Annotated in this window: 22 protein-coding genes and 2 tRNA genes; 14 read left to right on the top strand and 10 right to left on the bottom strand. The window is 56.6% G+C overall.

Translation table 11 applies throughout. The features are described 5' to 3' along the window. Nucleotides 1-300: 300 nt before the first annotated feature. From MWU55_RS11000 to MWU55_RS10970, 7 genes are all read right to left on the bottom strand, one after another. Entirely contained in the window at nt 301-954 is a 654-nt protein-coding gene (locus tag MWU55_RS11000; protein WP_246936220.1) for a Crp/Fnr family transcriptional regulator, read from the bottom strand. A gap of 152 nt (nt 955-1,106) precedes the next feature. Next, complete coding sequence (gene nqrF, locus MWU55_RS10995) at nt 1,107-2,330, bottom strand: NADH:ubiquinone reductase (Na(+)-transporting) subunit F (protein WP_246936219.1); 1,224 nt, start codon at nt 2,328-2,330, stop codon at nt 1,107-1,109. A 12-nt stretch (nt 2,331-2,342) separates the two neighbouring features. Beyond that, complete coding sequence (nqrE, locus tag MWU55_RS10990) at nt 2,343-2,951, bottom strand: NADH:ubiquinone reductase (Na(+)-transporting) subunit E (RefSeq protein WP_246936218.1); 609 nt, start codon at nt 2,949-2,951, stop codon at nt 2,343-2,345. Next, nucleotides 2,951-3,604, bottom strand: a complete 654-nt coding sequence (locus tag MWU55_RS10985) for an NADH:ubiquinone reductase (Na(+)-transporting) subunit D (RefSeq protein ID WP_246936217.1) — start codon at nt 3,602-3,604, stop codon at nt 2,951-2,953. The genes nqrE and MWU55_RS10985 overlap by 1 nt, the downstream gene beginning before the upstream one ends. Beyond that, a complete protein-coding gene (locus tag MWU55_RS10980; RefSeq protein WP_246936216.1) occupies nt 3,604-4,416 on the bottom strand; it encodes a Na(+)-translocating NADH-quinone reductase subunit C in 813 nt (270 codons plus the stop codon). The genes MWU55_RS10985 and MWU55_RS10980 overlap by 1 nt, the downstream gene beginning before the upstream one ends. Further along, a complete protein-coding gene (locus MWU55_RS10975) occupies nt 4,409-5,608 on the bottom strand; it encodes an NADH:ubiquinone reductase (Na(+)-transporting) subunit B (RefSeq protein WP_246936215.1) in 1,200 nt (399 codons plus the stop codon). The genes MWU55_RS10980 and MWU55_RS10975 overlap by 8 nt, the downstream gene beginning before the upstream one ends. A 4-nt stretch (nt 5,609-5,612) precedes the next feature. Continuing rightward, a complete protein-coding gene (locus MWU55_RS10970; RefSeq protein ID WP_246936214.1) occupies nt 5,613-6,956 on the bottom strand; it encodes a Na(+)-translocating NADH-quinone reductase subunit A in 1,344 nt (447 codons plus the stop codon). Between the two features lie 173 nt (nt 6,957-7,129). Here MWU55_RS10970 and MWU55_RS10965 point away from each other — a divergent pair, with 173 nt between their 5' ends. Next, a complete protein-coding gene (locus tag MWU55_RS10965; protein WP_348646232.1) occupies nt 7,130-8,158 on the top strand; it encodes an FAD:protein FMN transferase in 1,029 nt (342 codons plus the stop codon). Nucleotides 8,159-8,176: 18 nt separating this feature from the next. Continuing rightward, nucleotides 8,177-8,416: a (Na+)-NQR maturation NqrM gene (gene nqrM / locus MWU55_RS10960; RefSeq protein ID WP_246936213.1), complete on the top strand. Its 240-nt coding sequence runs from the start codon at nt 8,177-8,179 to the stop codon at nt 8,414-8,416. Nucleotides 8,417-8,422: 6 nt separating this feature from the next. Here the strand turns inward: nqrM and MWU55_RS10955 are convergent, their stop codons facing one another. After that, nucleotides 8,423-8,608, bottom strand: coding sequence for a hypothetical protein (locus MWU55_RS10955; protein WP_246936212.1), 186 nt, complete (start codon nt 8,606-8,608; stop codon nt 8,423-8,425). 81 nt (nt 8,609-8,689) lie between these two features. Between MWU55_RS10955 and MWU55_RS10950 the strand changes: the two genes are divergently transcribed. Continuing rightward, nucleotides 8,690-9,211: a CBS domain-containing protein gene (locus MWU55_RS10950; RefSeq protein WP_246936211.1), complete on the top strand. Its 522-nt coding sequence runs from the start codon at nt 8,690-8,692 to the stop codon at nt 9,209-9,211. A gap of 110 nt (nt 9,212-9,321) precedes the next feature. Here the strand turns inward: MWU55_RS10950 and MWU55_RS10945 are convergent. Next, a tRNA-Thr gene (locus MWU55_RS10945) sits at nt 9,322-9,396 on the bottom strand. Nucleotides 9,397-9,432: 36 nt separating this feature from the next. On the opposite strand from MWU55_RS10945, the gene MWU55_RS10940 reads away from it, so the two are divergent. The 11 genes from MWU55_RS10940 (at nt 9,433) to MWU55_RS10890 (ending at nt 16,101) form a co-directional block, all read left to right on the top strand. Next, the gene (locus tag MWU55_RS10940; protein WP_246937956.1) at nt 9,433-9,651 is read left to right on the top strand and encodes a hypothetical protein; all 219 of its coding nucleotides are present in this window, start codon (nt 9,433-9,435) and stop codon (nt 9,649-9,651) included. 9 nt (nt 9,652-9,660) lie between these two features. Further along, the gene (gene murA / locus MWU55_RS10935; protein ID WP_246936210.1) at nt 9,661-10,926 is read left to right on the top strand and encodes a UDP-N-acetylglucosamine 1-carboxyvinyltransferase; all 1,266 of its coding nucleotides are present in this window, start codon (nt 9,661-9,663) and stop codon (nt 10,924-10,926) included. 5 nt (nt 10,927-10,931) lie between these two features. After that, nucleotides 10,932-11,414, top strand: a complete 483-nt coding sequence (locus MWU55_RS10930; RefSeq protein WP_246936209.1) for a DUF2948 family protein — start codon at nt 10,932-10,934, stop codon at nt 11,412-11,414. A gap of 66 nt (nt 11,415-11,480) precedes the next feature. Beyond that, the gene (gene hisD, locus MWU55_RS10925; RefSeq protein ID WP_246936208.1) at nt 11,481-12,782 is read left to right on the top strand and encodes a histidinol dehydrogenase; all 1,302 of its coding nucleotides are present in this window, start codon (nt 11,481-11,483) and stop codon (nt 12,780-12,782) included. Nucleotides 12,783-12,798: 16 nt separating this feature from the next. Beyond that, entirely contained in the window at nt 12,799-13,281 is a 483-nt protein-coding gene (locus MWU55_RS10920) for a UPF0262 family protein (RefSeq protein WP_246936207.1), read from the top strand. A gap of 2 nt (nt 13,282-13,283) precedes the next feature. Then, complete coding sequence (locus tag MWU55_RS10915) at nt 13,284-13,754, top strand: low molecular weight phosphatase family protein (RefSeq protein WP_281501858.1); 471 nt, start codon at nt 13,284-13,286, stop codon at nt 13,752-13,754. Between the two features lie 135 nt (nt 13,755-13,889). After that, the gene (infA, locus tag MWU55_RS10910; protein ID WP_008186030.1) at nt 13,890-14,108 is read left to right on the top strand and encodes a translation initiation factor IF-1; all 219 of its coding nucleotides are present in this window, start codon (nt 13,890-13,892) and stop codon (nt 14,106-14,108) included. Nucleotides 14,109-14,120: 12 nt separating this feature from the next. Beyond that, nucleotides 14,121-14,708: a Maf family protein gene (locus MWU55_RS10905; protein WP_246936205.1), complete on the top strand. Its 588-nt coding sequence runs from the start codon at nt 14,121-14,123 to the stop codon at nt 14,706-14,708. Further along, complete coding sequence (locus MWU55_RS10900; protein WP_246936204.1) at nt 14,705-15,742, top strand: ribonuclease E/G; 1,038 nt, start codon at nt 14,705-14,707, stop codon at nt 15,740-15,742. The genes MWU55_RS10905 and MWU55_RS10900 overlap by 4 nt, the downstream gene beginning before the upstream one ends. Further along, nucleotides 15,742-15,936 carry a DNA gyrase inhibitor YacG gene (gene yacG / locus MWU55_RS10895; RefSeq protein ID WP_246936203.1) on the top strand — a complete coding sequence of 65 codons (195 nt, stop codon included), beginning with the start codon at nt 15,742-15,744 and terminating at the stop codon, nt 15,934-15,936. The genes MWU55_RS10900 and yacG overlap by 1 nt, the downstream gene beginning before the upstream one ends. Nucleotides 15,937-16,026: 90 nt before the next feature. Then, nucleotides 16,027-16,101 (top strand) — tRNA-Phe (locus MWU55_RS10890). 275 nt (nt 16,102-16,376) lie between these two features. Here the strand turns inward: MWU55_RS10890 and MWU55_RS10885 are convergent. Continuing rightward, nucleotides 16,377-16,595 carry a hypothetical protein gene (locus MWU55_RS10885; protein ID WP_246936202.1) on the bottom strand — a complete coding sequence of 73 codons (219 nt, stop codon included), beginning with the start codon at nt 16,593-16,595 and terminating at the stop codon, nt 16,377-16,379. Between the last annotated feature and the right edge of the window lie 415 nt (nt 16,596-17,010).

Genomic DNA, 17,010 nt, shown 5'->3' with positions numbered 1-17,010 from the left:
CAATAATGGCACAACCAAACCCCGTCCGTCATCTGACAGGGGAAGACACTTAGGCGTCCCGGAAACCGGGTACAATTCTCACTCCAAAACGCCGTAAACAGCGCCACCCAAAGCGAGCTTTTAGTATCTAAGCGTGCTAAAATAACTTTCCCCAAAAGCTTTCAGCGTCTTCCCCTTTTGAATAGCACGCGGCATGCACACCACATGTGACGCACATCACAGTTAGGAAAATTACTTCACATTTTCACTATTTTCTACCTATGGGTGATTTTCAATAAAGCTCATGATTTGAGCTATTTATCAGTCTTCACCCTGCGACAGCTCTTCAAGGCGTGCCCGATCTTCGATCACAACATTACCCTTCTCAAACCGAGCAATTCCCTCTCGCGCCCATGCCTTAAGCTGCCTGTTTACGTTCTCTCGTGTCAGCCCCGCATAGGCGCCCAACCAGCTTTGACTGGCCTTAACCGAATTCTGTTCCGGGTTGTCACGCGCCGTGGATGCCAGAAGCCTAAGAAGGCATGCCGCCAAACGCGCCTGACCGCTTTGCATCGTTTGAACTTCGAACATCTCGGACGCATTGCGGGCCTTTTGACACAGGGCTTCAATCACCAGAATTGCACTGTCAGGGTCTTCTCGGAACATTTGCAAGACGTCGCCGCGCTGAACTTCTATGGTTTCCAGCTTTTCGAGCGCCACTACATCCGCGCTACGTGGTCCGCCATCCAAACACGCAATGTCGCCCAGAACGTCCCCCGGCGCGGCCAAACCAAGAATGGACTTCTGACCAAGCGCTGTTGTCACGCTGACTTCGGCTGTCCCCTCTTCTACAATCAGCAACGTCAGCCCGGGATCACCGAACCGGAACACCACATCCTTCTTCTTGAAGACGCGGCTATGACCACGCTGACGCAGCCGCTCAAATGCACCTGCTCCAAGAGAATTAAATACCATGTGTTCCTCACTACAAACCCAACCAGCCTCGCCCGATTGACCGTGTCTGACCCCTCCGCTACGCGCTCAGGGAACTGAAAGCAAATAAAAAGGCCTTGAGCGTGTTCCGCTCAAGGCCTTTTTGTGTGTCTGTTTGTGATCTTACGGGCGGTTTAACCGCCGAAATCATCCAGCATAATGTCTTCACGGTCGACGCCAAGATCCAACAGCATGTTGATCACCGACTGGTTCATGATGGGCGGACCACACATGTAGTATTCGCAGTCTTCGGGGTTCGGATGATCCTTCAGATACTCGTCATAAAGCACGTTGTGGATAAAGCCGGTGTAACCGCCCCAATCATCCTCGGGCAGCGCATCTGACAGGGCCACATGCCATGTGAAGTTCGGGAACTCTTCTGCCAGGCTGTCGAAGTCCTCGACAAAGAACATCTCTTTTTTCGAGCGTGCGCCATACCAGAAGGTAATCTTGCGATCTTTGTTTTTGAGACGCTTCAGCTGGTCAAAGATGTGCGAGCGCATGGGGGCCATGCCGGCACCACCGCCGATGAACACCATTTCCTTCTCGGTCTCGCGCGCGAAGAACTCGCCAAACGGGCCCGAGATGGTGACCTTGTCGCCCGGCTTCAGGTTGAAGATATAGGACGACATCTGACCGGGCGGAATGCCCTGCGAACCCGGCGGCGGCGAGGCCACACGCACGTTCAGCATGATCAGGCCTTTTTCATCCGGATAGTTCGCCATCGAATAGGCACGTTCGATCGGCTCTGCCACAGTGCTTTCGTACTGCCACAGGTTAAACTTGTCCCAGTCTTCATGATATTCATCGCCGATGTCGAACTCTTTATAGTTCAGTTTGTGCGAAGGCGCTTCGATCTGAATATAGCCACCCGCGCGGAAGTTCACGTCTTCGCCTTCCGGCAGCTCTAGAACCAAGTTCTTGATGAAGGTCGCGACGTTGTCGTTGGAACGCACGGTGCATTCCCACTTTTTCACGCCGAAGACCTCTTCCGGGACTTCGATGTCCATGTCCTGCTTCACGGCCACCTGACAAGACAGTCGATCGCCACAGGCCGCTTCACGCTTGGTGATGTGGCTTTCCTCGGTGGGCAGGATTGAACCACCGCCCGAGTGGATTTTCACCCGGCACTGAGCACAGGTGCCGCCGCCGCCGCAAGCCGACGGAACGAACAATTGCTGTTCAGCCAGCGTCTGCAAAAGCTTGCCGCCTGCCGGAACCGAGATCGTTTTTTCGCCATTGATGGTGATGTTCACATCACCGGTGGACACGAGTTTCGAACGCGCCGCCAAAATGATCGAGACAAGCGCCAGAACGATCAGGGTGAAAAGGATGATGCCAAGGCTAAAGGTTGCCATATCTTTCTTCCCTTACAGTTTTACGCCAGAGAAGGACATGAAGGCCATCGCCATCAGTCCAGCGGTGATGAAGGTGATCCCCAGCCCTTGCAGGCCGTCAGGGATGTCCGAGTATTTCAGCTTTTCACGCACACCAGCCATCGCGGTGATGGCCAGCGCCCAGCCGAAGCCCGACGAGATGCCGTAGGTCACCGATTCCGCGAAGTCATAGCTGCGTTCCACCATGAATAGCGAGCCACCAAGGATGGCGCAGTTCACCGTGATCAGCGGCAGGAACACACCCAACGCGTTGTAGAGCGGCGGGAAGTACTTATCCAAAACCATCTCGAGGATCTGCACCAGTGCAGCGATCACACCGATATAGGAGATCAGACCAAGGAAGGTCAGGTCCACATCCGCGAAACCAGCCCAGCTTAGCGCACCGGGCGCCAGCAGATAGGTCAGGATCAGATTGTTGGCCGGAACAGTGATCGCCTGCACGACCATGACCGAGATGCCCAGACCGATGGCAGTCGAGATCTTCTTCGAGACAGCGATGAAGGTACACATGCCAAGGAAGAAGGACAGGGCCAGGTTTTCAACGAAGATCGCCTTCACGGCGAGGGATAGGAGCGCTTCCATCAGTGGGCCTCGACCGTTTGAATTTTGTATTCACGTTCTTCCACCTGACCAGGTTTCCATGTGCGGAAGGCCCAGATAATCAGACCGATGATGAAGAACGCCGACGGGGGCAGAAGCAGCATGCCGTTGGGGACATACCAACCACCGTTGTTTACGGTTTCCAGAATGGTGATGCCAAACAGGCTGCCCGAGCCGAAAAGCTCGCGGATCACGCCGACCAGCATCAGGATCAAGCCATAACCCAGACCGTTTCCGACGCCGTCGATGAAGCTGTCGATGGGGCCATTCTTCATGGCGAAAGCCTCGGCGCGGCCCATCACGATGCAGTTGGTGATGATCAGACCGACGAAGACTGACAAGGTTTTCGAGATCTCATAGGCGAAAGCCTTCAGCACCTGATCCACCAAGATCACCAGCGACGCGATGATCACCATCTGAACGATGATGCGGATCGATCCGGGGATCTGGCTGCGGATCATCGAAATGAACAGCGACGCGAATGCCGTCACCAAGGTCACCGCGATGGCCATTACGAAGGCCACCTGAAGCGACGAGGTCACCGCGAGCGCCGAACAAATCCCCAGCACCTGCAAGGTGATCGGGTTGTTGTCGACCAACGGGTCGATCAGCATCTCTCTGCGTTTATGGGCCATTAGATATCCCCCGCTTTCAGATTTGCCAGGAAGGGCGCGTAGCCGCTTTCACCCATCCAGAAGTTCAAAAGGTTATGCACACCTACCGTGGTCAGGGTCGCCCCTGCCAGCGCGTCGATGTGGTAATCCGCACCCGCTGCCGGAACCGCTTTGGTCACGCTAATCTGCAGGTTACCGTTTTCGTCGGCCAGTTTCTTGCCGTTCCAAAGCGACTTCCAACGTGGGTTGTCCACTTCGGCGCCCAGACCCGGGGTCTCGGCGTGGTCATAGAATTGCAGTGCGAAGATGTCGTTGCCGTTCTCTTCCAACGCAATAAAGCCGTAAAGCGTCGACCACAGGCCATAGCCGTGGATCGGCAAGATCACCTTGTCGATTGCACCTGCGTCGTCGCGCAGCAGATAGACGGTAACAAATTTCGCCTGACGCACGATACCCGCCGGATCTTCATCCAGTGCAACCGAAGTTGCGGGATCGTCCGCAGCGGCGCGGTCATCAAAGCTGGCCACGTCAAACGCGTCGGAGAAGGTGCCCGTTTCCAGCTCAAGAATGCGTGGTTCGAACGCTTGGAAGCTTTCGACCACATCTTTGTTGGGATCGTAGATGCCTGCGACTTGCAGAATGTTGATCTGCTTGTCCTTCAGCGCGTTGACCTCTTGCAGCGGGCGCAAGGCCACGGCTGCGGCCGACACGATCATCGAGGCGACAAGGCAGAGCGTGACAGCCACGAAAACCGTTTTGCCAACCGAGTCAGCCGGCGCATCAAGAAAGCGGCGGATGGGGCCTTTGTTGGTGTTCAGATCGTTATCAGACATGGCGTTTTGCCCTGCGTTTGATGTTGGCCTGAACGACGAAATAGTCGATCAGCGGTGCGAAAACGTTGCCGAACAGGATCGCCAGCATCATGCCTTCCGGGAAAGCCGGGTTGATGACGCGGATCATCACGACCATGAAGCCGATCAGCGCGCCATAGATATAGCGGCCCATGTTAGTGTGTGCGCCCGAAACAGGCTCGGTCACCATGAAAACCAGACCGAAAGCATAACCGCCCAGCACAAGGTGCCAGTACCACGGCATCGCGAACATCGGGTTCGTTTCAGAGCCGACCCAGTTCAGAAGCAGAGAGAAGCCGATCATCCCGGCCAAACAGCCCACGACCATGCGGTAGTTGGCGATCTTGGTGATCAGAAGGAAGATCAAGCCAAGGATACAGGCTAACGTCGAGGTCTCGCCCATCGAACCGGGGATGAAGCCATAGAAACTGTCCCACCAAGTGATGCCGCGTGCGGCCAGGGCTTGTACGCCATCTGAAGCGGATACTGCCAGCGCGGTTGCGCCGGTAAAGCCGTCCACCGGCACCCAAACGCTGTCACCTGACAGCTGCGCCGGATAGGCAAAATACAGGAACGCACGGCCCGTCAACGCTGGGTTCAGGAAGTTCTTACCGGTGCCGCCGAAGACCTCTTTGCCGATCACAACACCAAAGATGATGCCCAGCGCGACCTGCCAAAGCGGCGTGGTTGCGGGTACGATCAGTGCATAAAGCATTGAGGAGACAAGGAAACCTTCGTTTACCTCGTGCTTGCGCACGGTGGCGAAGATGACCTCGAAAATACCGCCAGCGACCAGCGTGACGATATAGATCGGCAGGAAGTACAGCAGCCCGTGTGCCATGTTGGCGAAGACGCTGGCGGGATTAAACCCGATGCCCAGCGCCGAAATGATCGCCGCACGCCAGCCCGAGGGACCGAACTCGGCAATCGCCATGTTGGTCTGGAAGCCGGTGTTATACAGAGCCATCAGGATACAAGGGATCGTCGCGATGACCACATAGGTCATGATCCGCTTCATATCCACGTAAGACCGCGCATGTGGTGCAGCGGTCGTTACAGTCTTCGGCGTGTAAAGGAAGCTTTCCACCATCTCGTAGATGGGGAAGTACTTTTCCCATTTACCGCTCTTTTCAAAGTTCGGTTCGATCCGATCGAAAAAATTACGCAAGCCCAAAGGTCTACCCCTCTTTCTCGATCTTCGTCAGGTTGTCGCGCAGCGCCATCCCGTATTCATATTTCGCAGGACAGGCAAAGCCGACAAGACCGAGGTCTTCTTCGTCCAGTTCAAGCGCGCCCAGCGCCTGTGCCTGATCCGTGTCCATCACCAGAAGCGCACGCAGAAGCTGCGTGGGCAGGAAGTCCTGCGGCATCAGCTCTTCAAACGTGCCGGTAGGCACCATCGCGCGGCGACCGCCATTCATATTCGAGGTCAGCGGGAACTCGCGCTTGGCAAAGGCCGAGCCCAGAACTGGCTGAACCGCGTATTTCGCGAACATCGGGCGGATCCAACCCATCGGGATCTGCTTCGTGTCCTCTTCTATCAACGTGATCTGGCGGGCATAGCGGCCAAGGTAGCCATCAGCCCCTTCACCTGCCCGTCCACTGAGGACCGAGCCCGAGATCATGCGCACCGGCAGATCGGCGGGTTGGTCCCCTGCTGTCAGATCGGCCATCGACGCACCAGCAATAGTGCGGATGAGGCGCGGATTGGCGCATGCGGGGCCCGCCAAAGAAATAATGCAAGACGCATCATATTTTCCGGTCATCAGCAGGCGCCCAATGACGATCACATCCTGATAGCCGATGGTCCAAACGATCTTGTCCGCGCGCGGCGGCTCAAGGAAATGCATATGCGTGCCGGACAGACCCGCGGGGTGTGGGCCGGCAAATGCGGCAGCCTCGACACCGGCGACGTCCTGACCCGGCAGGGTCACACCATCGGCCTGACACAGATAGGTCTTGCCTTCGCTCAAGGATGCGACGGCTTCCAGACCCTTGGCAAATGCCTCGGCATCCTCGGCGATGATCACCGCAGGATCGGCGGCCAGCGGCTCGGTATCCATGGCGTTCACGTAGATCGCAGCCGGACGAGTCGCCGGATCGGGTGTTTTTGAATAGGGGCGTGTGCGGAAAGATGTCCAAAGACCGGCCGTACAAAGCTTCTGCGCCAGCCCTTCCGCGGTAGACGCATCCCCGACCTTCGAGAAGTCAACGGGCTTGGCCGCGTCATCCGCCACTTCAATCTCGACACTGATCAGCTTGCGCCGTGCGCCGCGATTGATGGCCTTAACGGTGCCTGCGACCGGGGAAACAACCTGTACGTCAGGCAGATCCTTGCTGACCAGAATCGGTGTGCCCGCGCCGACCACATCACCTTCGGCGACCGAGATTCGCGGTTTCCAGCCGATGTAATCATCCCCAAGAATGGCAACCGACTGCAGATTCGGGCCGTTCTCCACATCCGATCTGGGTGCGCCAGAAATCGGAATGTTCAATCCTTTGCGTAGCCTATACCGCTGCACAGTGTTCACCTCTTCAGATTGACTTGCCGCTATATGCAATGTGTACGCGGCGGACGAAAGGCCCTTTTTACATTGTGAATGCCATTTTCTTGTTGAAAAGACCATTATTGTCTAAGACAAGCCTGATTGAATTCAAATCACAGACCCTTCAAAGACTGAAAGAGGTTCATCCAGTGCCCGATCTGATCAAATTCTCACGCCGTTCCGTAATGTTCATGCCGCTGGCCTTGGCCGCGTGCAAAGGGGCTGCCCGTGTATTCAACCTGTCGGGCCTGACAATGGGGACGACTTACAACGTTGTCGCGATCGAGCCTTCGGGCGGTGCGGTCGAAGCCGATGTGAAAACTGCGATTGATGCGGCATTGGCTGAAGTGAATCAGCAAATGTCGAACTGGGACCCTAAATCCGAGATCTCGCGCTTTAACGCGTCGGCAAGCACCGAAGCTGTTTCCATCACCCCGGCGCTGGCCCATGTGATGAAAGCCGCTGATTCTGTGCATGCCGCCAGTGATGGCCGTTTTGACACAACAATGGGCCCACTGATCGAGCTGTGGGGCTTCGGTGCCCCCGGCGCGCAGTCCATGCCCAACGATGCTGAGGTTGCACAAACGCTGGCCTCCGTTGGTCACAACAACACGATCAGCGTCGATGGCGACATGCTTCAGAAAAAGCAGACAGGCGCACAAGTCTATCTGGCCGCGATTGGCAAGGGATATGGTGCGGACCGTGTTGGCCAAGCTCTCGAAGCCTTTGGTATCACGGATTATATGGTTGAAATCGGTGGCGACATCTATGCGTCGGGCCGCAACCCCAACGGCCTGCCTTGGCAGATTGGTATCGAAACCCCTGCCACTCTGAACAACGCTGTATTTGACGTTGTGGGTATTTCGGGTCTGGGTCTGGCCTCGTCCGGGGATTACCGGAACTATTTCGAAAAAGACGGCGAGCGCTATTCGCATGTGATTGATCCAGCAACCGGCAAACCCATCACACACCGCACCGCTTCGGCAACTGTCCTGGCAGAAAACGGAATGTTGGCAGATGCTTGGGCAACTGCGATGCTTATTCTGGGCCGCGAGCGTGGTCTGGAAGTGGCGGCAGCGCATGATGTGGCTGTTCTGTTCGTCGAGCGTGACACCGATGCGGCGTCACTTCAGTTCAAATCGGCCGCAAGCGACGCGTTCAAACGCCTTTCGGCATAACATTATCGGAGCACTGGCATGGCCACCTTCCTTCTGACCTTTGGCGTTCTGCTTGTCATCATGCTGGGCATGGCCCTTGGCGTGATCATGGCGGGCAAGACGATCAAGGGCAGCTGTGGTGGCCTGAACGCCATCAGCGATGCAGATCAATGCCTTGTGTGCAGCAAGGAAATTGATCCCAACAGCCCGCTGCGCGAGCGCCTATCGCAATGCCCGCGCAAAAAGAAGATGATGGAACAGGCGCAGGCCGAAAGCTGACCAAGCCTACTGGGCTGACGCCAATGGTACAAAGCCCAGTATCAGCAGCCCAACGGCTGCCAGCAGCCCGTAAATCCAAAGTAAATACCGCGGCCCCTCGGCTTTCCAAACACGCCGATATTGATAGCCGCAAAAGCACGCCAACACGAAGATCACCGTTGCCACCGGGGATGAAAGCGTAAGTGCGACCATTTTTTGTCTCCTGAAATCGATAAGCTGCGTTATGCTACCTATGTGTGCGAACAGCAATCCATTCAGGGAGGACAGCAGATTATGCCAACGTCGTATCAGGCCCCTATGCGCAAGGATCGCAAAGGATCCCAGAGCCACAGCCAAGACACTGCCAGCAACCTAAAGGCAAAAACCGCCGTGGTTGGTGATATTCTTGACAGCAAAGGCAGCAATGTGATCGCCATCCAGCCCGGTGAAACACTTGGACGCGCAGTTGAGATCCTACGGGACAAGCGGATTGGTGCTTTGGTTGTCACCGATGACACAGGCGCGTTGTGCGGAATCCTGTCCGAACGTGACATCGTACGCAAACTGGCGGACACACCGGGACAAACCCTGCCCCAACTGGTCGAGGACGTCATGACGAAAGAAGTTGAAACCTGCGGCATGAATGATCCGCTGGTCTCTGTCCTGAAACGGATGAGCGACGGTCGCTTCCGCCACATGCCTGTGATGGGCGATTCTGGTCCGATTGGTATGGTGACCATCGGCGACGTCATCACCCACCGCTTGAACGAGGTTGAGCACGAAGCCCTACAGCTAAAACAGCTGATCGTCGGTTAATTCAAGGCCACAGCGACTGCCAACACCAACCGTGTTGGCAGATCCAACCAACTGCCGCAGGTACTGAACCCGCGTAAGGTCAAAAGCAATCATGGGTTTTGGGGAATGGATGGTGCTGTGAGGGAGGATTGAACTCCCGACCTCGTCATTACCAATGACGCGCTCTACCACTGAGCTACCACAGCATCCTGTCGTGGGCGGCTGATTAGCCCTATTCTCAGATGGACGCAAGCGTATTCTGGACCCTTTTTTCAATCCACGTTACAGAAGACCCCATGGAGCGGAACAAGTCATCTCAAAAGCCCGCAAAAAAAGGGGCTGATCGTGAAGCGCGGCTGAAAGCTGCGTTAAAAGCAAACATGGGACGGCGCAAAGCGCAGGCCAAGGCACGTGCAGCGTCCGAGGGCGAAGCTGCGGAAAACACAGAGAATAAAAGGTAAGGCAGGCAGATGGATTCGATTGTAGTAACGGGTGGCGGAGAGCTGCGTGGCGAAATTCCGATCGCGGGGGCCAAGAATGCATGTTTGACGTTGATGCCCGCGACGATTCTCTCGGAAGAGCCTCTGACCCTGACCAATGCGCCGCGCCTGTCGGACATCAAGACAATGACGCAGCTTCTGGAAAGCCTTGGGGCTGAGGCCGCATCGATGCAAGAGGGTCAGGTTCTGACCCTGTCGAGCCATAACCTTGATAACCACGTGGCGGAATATGACATCGTGCGCAAAATGCGCGCGTCAAATCTGGTGCTTGGCCCAATGCTGACGCGCCTGGGACATGCGGTTGTATCGCTTCCCGGTGGTTGCGCCATTGGCGCGCGTCCGATGGATTTGCACATTCACGGGCTGGAAAAACTGGGCGCTGAGATCGAGCTGAAAGACGGTTATCTGCACGCCAAAGCGCCGCGTGGCTTGAAAGGCGCCGAGATTGAACTGGCTTTCGCCTCTGTTGGCGCGACTGAGAACATCATGATGGCGGCCACTCTTGCGAAGGGCACCACCGTACTTCGAAACGCCGCGCGTGAACCTGAAATTGTGGATCTTGCGGATTGCCTGCGCAAAATGGGCGCGCAAATCGAAGGCGATGGCACGTCCGAGATCGTCATTCAGGGTGTGGACCGACTGCACGGTGCGACCCACCCCGTCGTCACTGACCGGATCGAACTTGGTACATATATGCTTGCCCCCGCCATTGCAGGCGGCGAGGTTGAATGCATCGGCGGGCGTATTTCGTTGGTGGAAAGCTTCTGCGAGAAACTGGATGCAGCAGGCATTCAGGTGGAAGAAACCGCAAAGGGCCTAAAGGTCGCCCGTAAGAACGGTCGTGTATCCGCAGTGGACGTCACCACAGAACCCTTCCCCGGCTTCCCAACCGATTTGCAGGCGCAAATGATGGCGATGCTTTGCACGGCCGAGGGCACCTCGACCCTGCACGAAACCATTTTTGAAAACCGCTTCATGCACGCCCCGGAACTGATCCGTATGGGCGCGGATATCGAAGTGCATGGCGGCACTGCGACCGTACACGGCGTCGACAAGCTGAAAGGTGCGCCTGTCATGGCAACGGATCTTCGCGCGTCCGTGTCGTTGATCCTTGCTGCGATGGCTGCGGAAGGCGAAACCGTGGTCAGCCGCGTCTATCACCTTGATCGCGGCTACGAGAAAGTCGTGCGCAAACTGTCATCCATTGGCGCCAAAATCGAGCGCGTGAAGGAGTGAGCGATATGCAAGACGCCCGGTTCGAAGATGGAGGCGAAAGCGCACTGAAGCTTGTTGCGCTGGATGGCGAAGACCTTTCAGTCGTTTCGGCACTGGTTCAGGACGCTGTATTTCCCGCAAATGAAATGTCGTGGAATCCCAGCCGCCGCCGCTTTGCACTGCTGCTCAATCGCTTCCGGTGGGAGGACAAACCCGCCGCTGATGCCCGCGGACGTGATGTCGAACGGGTGCAATCAGTGCTTTCCGTCTCGGATGTTCTAAAAGTGCAAAGCCAAGGCGTTCATAAGGGCGACAAGGATATGATCTTGTCGGTTTTGTCTCTGTCGTTCACTCCGGGTGAAGACGGAATGGGCCGTCTTGAGCTGGTGTTGGCAGGTGATGGTGCCATTGCGCTGGATGTCGAGGCGCTGGATGTGACCCTTCAAGACGTCACGCGCCCCTATATCGCGCCCTCAAAACACACGCCGGAGCATGACCTGTCCGAATAATCCGCGACCCAGTGGCGCTTGAAGCCCTGTCGTACCGCCGCTAAGACCCGCTCAAAGGAGAGCGCCATGCCCCAATTTCTGAATAGCACCGACAGCGATTTCGAAGCGCGTTTCACTGAACTTTTATCCATGAAGCGCGAAGACAGCCCGGATGTGGACGCTGCTGTGGCTGGCATCATTGCTGACGTGCGTGCGCGTGGGGATGTAGCCGTAATCGAGCTAACCTCGAAATTCGACCGGCTGGACTTGACGCCAGAAACATTGCACTTTTCTGAGGCCGAGATCGAAGCGGAATGCGCGAAGGTTTCAGATGAAGACCGCGCTGCACTGGAGCTCGCCGCAGATCGCATCCGCGCGTATCACTCGCGCCAGATGCCGGAAGATCAGCGCTGGACTGATGAAAGCGGCGCTGATCTGGGCTGGCGTTGGAGTGCAGTTTCCGCTGCGGGGCTTTATGTACCGGGGGGGTTGGCCAGTTATCCGTCATCCGTCCTGATGAATGCCATCCCGGCCAAAGTTGCCGGGGTCGAGCGTCTTGCGATCACTGTTCCCACACCAGATGGGGCCACGAACCCTCTGGTTTTGTTGGCCGCCAAAATCGCAGGTGTGGACGAAGTCTATCGCATCGGTGGCGCACAGGCGATCGCAGCACTTGCCTATGGCACCGACACCATTGCGCCCGTGGACAAGATCACCGGGCCGGGCAACGCCTTTGTGGCCGCCGCCAAACGTCGGGTGTTTGGCAAGGTCGGCATCGACATGATCGCGGGTCCTTCGGAAATTCTGATCATCGCGGATGCCGATAATGACTCCGACTGGCTGGCCTTGGATCTGATGAGCCAAGCCGAGCATGACGAAAGCGCGCAATCGATCCTGATCACGACCGATGAAACCTTCGGCCACGACGTGGCCAAAGCGGTTTCCGCACGCCTTGAAACGCTGGAACGACGCGATATTGCAGGCGCAAGCTGGCGCGATTTCGGCGCGGTGATCACCGTGCGCGATTTGGACGAAGCCGCCGCGCTGTCCAATCGTATCGCACCCGAGCACCTAGAGCTGTGCGTGGCAGACCCCGAAGCCCTGTCAGACAAATGCGTCCACGCTGGTGCGATTTTCTTGGGCCAGTTCACACCCGAAGCCATCGGCGACTATGTCGGCGGCCCAAACCACGTGCTGCCCACCGCGCGCTCGGCCCGCTTTAGCTCGGGCCTGTCGGTGATGGATTTTCTGAAACGCACCACACTGGCCCGCATGACGCCCGGCGCGCTGGCTGCCATCGGCCCCGCCGCCGAAACTCTTGCCATTTCCGAAAGCCTTGAAGCCCACGGCCTGTCCGTTCGCGCAAGACTTGACGCCCTTAACGATTGACCCTCAGATAGTGCCAATGACCACGAACCGCATCACCCATATTGATATTGATGACACCGGCCTTGCCGCCCCCACGCCCGAGATCGAGCAGGAACGCAAGGTCGCGATCTTTGATCTGTTGGAAGACAACAGCTTTGATCTGGCCGCGCGCGGAGACCAACCTGTGCCGGACGGCCCCTATCATTTGGGGCTGGCCATTCGTGAAAAACGTCTGGTGGTAGATGCCAAAACAGAAGCAGGCGATCCTGCTGGCGAATTCCACCTGTCGCTTGGGCCGTTCCGGCAGGTGGTGAAGGACTATTTCGCGATTTGCGAAAGCTACTTTGATGCCGTGAAGAAGCTGCCCCCCAGCCAGATCGAAGCGATCGATATGGCCCGTCGCGGCATCCACAATGAAGGCGCGCGCGTCTTGCAAGAGCGCCTTGAGGGCAAAGCCGATATCGATATCGACACAGCCCGCCGCCTGTTCACCCTTATTTGTGTGCTGCACTGGGGGTAAATTTGGAAGCAGATCGTCCCCAATCCGTGCTGTTTTGCTGTGACCACAATTCTGTGCGTTCCCCAATGGCCGAAGGGATGATGAAAGCTTTCTATGGTCACGAGATATATGTGCAATCCGCTGGCGTTCATAGCGAGCTGGATATCGACGGCTTCTCAGTCGCGGTGTGTGACGAATTGGGCATCGAACTTTCGGCCCACCGCGTGCGTAGTTTTGACCAAATGGAGGAATGGGGCGACGACCTGTCCAGTTTCGATCTGGTAATTGCCCTGTCCCCCGCAAGCCAACGCCGTGCACTGGAACTGACGCGTGTGTTTCACCTTGATGTGGAATACTGGCCCATTTTGGACCCAACGGGGTTGGGCACCCGACGCGAGGAAAAATTGGTCAACTACCGGCAAGCCCGCGACCAGATCAAGGAACGTATCCTGGAACGCTTTGGGCGGCCGAATACGGAACTTCCGCGCCGTTAAAGCACTGCCTTAAAGGCCTGAAAGTTGCGCTTTTCTGGCAAAAGTCACGTAAGCACCGAATTCCCTTGAAAACCGGGACGTTTCCCCCCATTTATAGCGCGCCTACGATGGGTGGGTGAAAACACAGGAGTGAACATGGCCAAGGAAGAACTGCTCGAATTTCCCGGTGTCGTTAAGGAACTCCTGCCGAACGCGACATTTCTGGTCGAGCTGGAAAACGGCCATACGATCATCGCGCACACGGCAGGCAAGATGCGGAAGAACCGCATCCGTGTTCTGGCTGGCGACAAGGTGCAGGTCGAAATGACCCCCTATGATCTGACCAAAGGTCGGATCAACTATCGCTTTAAGTAAGCGCGGTCGCGCATGACGCGCCCCAAGCTGATTCTGGGCTCTGGTAGCCCAAGACGGGCCGAGTTGCTGGGGCAGCTCGGCCTTGTTGCGGATGATGTGCGCCCACCGGACGTGGATGAAACGCCGCTGAAGGGTGAATTGCCGCTGAATTATTGCCGCCGAATTGCAACCGCAAAGGCCGCAGCCATGACCGTAGCAGCAGACGAGATCGTGTTGTGCGCTGATACGACCGTCGCTTTAGGGCGCCGCATCATGGGCAAACCCGAAGATGCCGGACAAGCGGCCGAGTTCCTGATGTCCCTGTCGGGGCGTCGCCATCGTGTGATCACCTCGGTCGTGGTGCGCAATGCCTCAAGCTCGTGGTCGCGCGATGTGGTGACAGACGTCAAAATGAAACGCCTCTCGAACCAAGAGCTGAACGGCTATCTCGCCACCTGCGACTGGCAGGGTAAGGCTGGTGGCTATGCCATCCAGGGCCCGGCTGGCGCGTTCATTCCATGGATACAAGGCAGCTATACAGGTGTCGTTGGCCTTCCGGTGGCGGAAACTGCAGGCCTGCTGGTTGCAGCCGGATACCCCCTATACGGAGCAGAAACATGAACGGCAGCGTGATTGCGCTTGATCACTACCAAGGGCGAATGGCCGCGGCCCAGATTGTCGATGGCAAGCTTACGGATTTGCTGATCGAGGCTCCGGATAATGTCATTCAACCCGGTGCAATCCTTCGTGCCATCTGCGACCGCCCCTTAAAAGGGCAAGGCGGGATGATGTTGCGCTTGCCGAACGGCAAGTCCGGATTCTTAAGGCAGGGCAAAGGGTTAAAGCCCGGCGAGCGCCTATTGGTTCAGGTCACAGGTTTTGGAGAAGACGGCAAAGCCGTTCCTGTTACCCAGAAAGTGCTGTTCAAAAGCCGCTATGCCATCGTGACGCCCGGTGCGCCTGGCATCAATGTCAGCCGATCCATTCGCGATGAAGAGATCCGCGTGCAACTTCTGGAAACAGCGCATGCGGTGATGGACGGAGCCGAAGAAGGCCTGATCATTCGCTCAATCGCCGCACAAGCTGATCTTGAAGATGTGGCTACTGACATCACGGCCATGCTTGCCCTGTCGCGCGCTGTGCTTGCGGACACAGATGGCGACGCTGAACTTCTGGTGGATGGTCCTGATCCTCATGCGCTTGCGTGGCGGGATTGGTCTGAGCCCGATGTGCTGGACGCCGATATGGGCGCGTTTGACCGCCATGGCGTGCACGAGTTGATCGCCTCTGCGCGCGGATCCTATGAGCGGCTAACCGGCGGTGCATCGATGTTTGTCGAACCCACACGCGCGCTTGTGGCTGTCGATGTGAACACCGGGGGAGACACCAGCCCGGCGGCGGGTCTTAAGGCCAACATCACTGCTGCCCGCGCCTTGCCCGCCGCGCTGCGATGCCGGGGATTGGGTGGTCAGATCATTGTCGACTTCGCCCCCTGCCCCAAGAAAGATCGCCGGCAGATTGAACAGGTTCTCCGCGCCGCATTTAAGGCTGAGGGCATTGAAACAGCTATGGTCGGCTGGACCCAACTGGGCCTGTTCGAGCTGCAACGCAAACGTGAGCGCCTGCCCCTGTCGCGCTGTCTGGAGGACCGCTAATGGCTTGCCCGATCTGCGAAAAAGACACTGACCCCAAGTATCGGCCCTTCTGCTCGCGACGCTGCGCAGACGTCGACCTTGGCCGCTGGCTTAACGGTTCTTATGCCATGGCAGCAAACAGCCCCGAAGACCTGGACGAAGCCGCCGAGGCCGTGTCTCAGGCGCTTTCACAGGAAACTTCAAAGCCTCACTGAAAAACCTGCGAAAAACGGTGTTTTCCCTCTGGACACCGCCGCACCCCGCGTCTAAAACCCGCCCACCCGAACGATGAAACGTTCACCCGTGCCCGGGTAGCTCAGGGGTAGAGCAGTGGATTGAAAATCCTCGTGTCGGTGGTTCGATTCCGCCCCCGGGCACCACCTTTCTTAAAAAATACGTAAAGAACAAATCTTTAGTTGAGTTCGGCCTTATCCTATCCACCCGACGCCCCATCCCTTGGGCAGCGCTAGCAGCCGTTTGAAGAAAATTCTTGGATTTTTCTGAGGCTGGCGGGAAGCGGTTATTCGCAGCCGATCCAAAAACTTAGGCGAATTCCCCAAGCGGCCCTCTGCTAACGCCTACCAATGCCGTTGTTTCGGAGCGGAGCAGTCAGTCAAGCTGCATTTGAGATTTTGTAGTCCTTGTGGTGGATTCTCTACCATTTGGCAGCCTTTATTGCTTTAGTGATCGGATTCGTCACACTTTTGATAGTCTCTAGATCAAGACCTCGGCTGCTTGATGGTTTATCCTCAATTACACTTTCTTGCCCAAAGAGCTTTTCGCTTAGTTCTTGCCTTAACTTTTGTTGTGCTTCGACTGGTGGCGACGAAATAGAGGGGTCTATGGTGGCGATTTCAATTAAGAACCAGCTCAATCTTTGTTCTTTCATCGATTCACACGAGATTGCCTACCAGCGAACTGCGCCGCTACAAAACAACCGCTGCCACCGAAACCGTATTAACTATAAGCGGCCAGTCCGAACCGGTAATGTCGGCCGCTCAGATGGGACTGATCACGGCGACGGTGGCTGCGTTTGTGGCAACAAAATGCGCTGCGTGCTGCCTCTTATCCGTTCGGAAAGCTGTCAACATTGTGTCGATTTTTAGGCTTATTGACAGGAGAAAACCGCGTCTCTACCCTAACGTCACGAAGTTGGGGATGGGTGACCTAAAGTGCAGGAAATACTGCCGCGGCGCTCAACGTACTAGATAGATGAATTTGCGTTTGTTGCGCGCGTCCTGGGGTGGCTGGGGTGTCGCAAAAAGATTAACTTGTTATGTTTCCAGACT

This window comes from Aliiroseovarius sp. F20344, from assembly GCF_023016155.1.
In the GTDB taxonomy this organism is placed as follows: Bacteria; Pseudomonadota; Alphaproteobacteria; order Rhodobacterales; family Rhodobacteraceae; genus Aliiroseovarius.
The sequence above is the reverse complement of the archived record's forward strand: the minus strand, read 5'-3'. Positions and strand labels throughout refer to the sequence as shown.

Coding starts and splice junctions, on each gene's coding strand:
- MWU55_RS11000 (WP_246936220.1), bottom strand. CDS start 954: ATGGTATTTAATTCTCTTGGAGCAGGTGCATTTGAGCGGCTGCGTCAG.
- nqrF (WP_246936219.1), bottom strand. CDS start 2,330: ATGGCAACCTTTAGCCTTGGCATCATCCTTTTCACCCTGATCGTTCTG.
- nqrE (WP_246936218.1), bottom strand. CDS start 2,951: ATGGAAGCGCTCCTATCCCTCGCCGTGAAGGCGATCTTCGTTGAAAAC.
- MWU55_RS10985 (WP_246936217.1), bottom strand. CDS start 3,604: ATGGCCCATAAACGCAGAGAGATGCTGATCGACCCGTTGGTCGACAAC.
- MWU55_RS10980 (WP_246936216.1), bottom strand. CDS start 4,416: ATGTCTGATAACGATCTGAACACCAACAAAGGCCCCATCCGCCGCTTT.
- nqrM (WP_246936213.1), top strand. CDS start 8,177: ATGGCCACCTTCCTTCTGACCTTTGGCGTTCTGCTTGTCATCATGCTG.
- MWU55_RS10955 (WP_246936212.1), bottom strand. CDS start 8,608: ATGGTCGCACTTACGCTTTCATCCCCGGTGGCAACGGTGATCTTCGTG.
- MWU55_RS10950 (WP_246936211.1), top strand. CDS start 8,690: ATGCCAACGTCGTATCAGGCCCCTATGCGCAAGGATCGCAAAGGATCC.
- MWU55_RS10940 (WP_246937956.1), top strand. CDS start 9,433: ATGGACGCAAGCGTATTCTGGACCCTTTTTTCAATCCACGTTACAGAA.
- murA (WP_246936210.1), top strand. CDS start 9,661: ATGGATTCGATTGTAGTAACGGGTGGCGGAGAGCTGCGTGGCGAAATT.
- MWU55_RS10930 (WP_246936209.1), top strand. CDS start 10,932: ATGCAAGACGCCCGGTTCGAAGATGGAGGCGAAAGCGCACTGAAGCTT.
- hisD (WP_246936208.1), top strand. CDS start 11,481: ATGCCCCAATTTCTGAATAGCACCGACAGCGATTTCGAAGCGCGTTTC.
- MWU55_RS10920 (WP_246936207.1), top strand. CDS start 12,799: ATGACCACGAACCGCATCACCCATATTGATATTGATGACACCGGCCTT.
- infA (WP_008186030.1), top strand. CDS start 13,890: ATGGCCAAGGAAGAACTGCTCGAATTTCCCGGTGTCGTTAAGGAACTC.
- MWU55_RS10905 (WP_246936205.1), top strand. CDS start 14,121: ATGACGCGCCCCAAGCTGATTCTGGGCTCTGGTAGCCCAAGACGGGCC.
- MWU55_RS10900 (WP_246936204.1), top strand. CDS start 14,705: ATGAACGGCAGCGTGATTGCGCTTGATCACTACCAAGGGCGAATGGCC.
- yacG (WP_246936203.1), top strand. CDS start 15,742: ATGGCTTGCCCGATCTGCGAAAAAGACACTGACCCCAAGTATCGGCCC.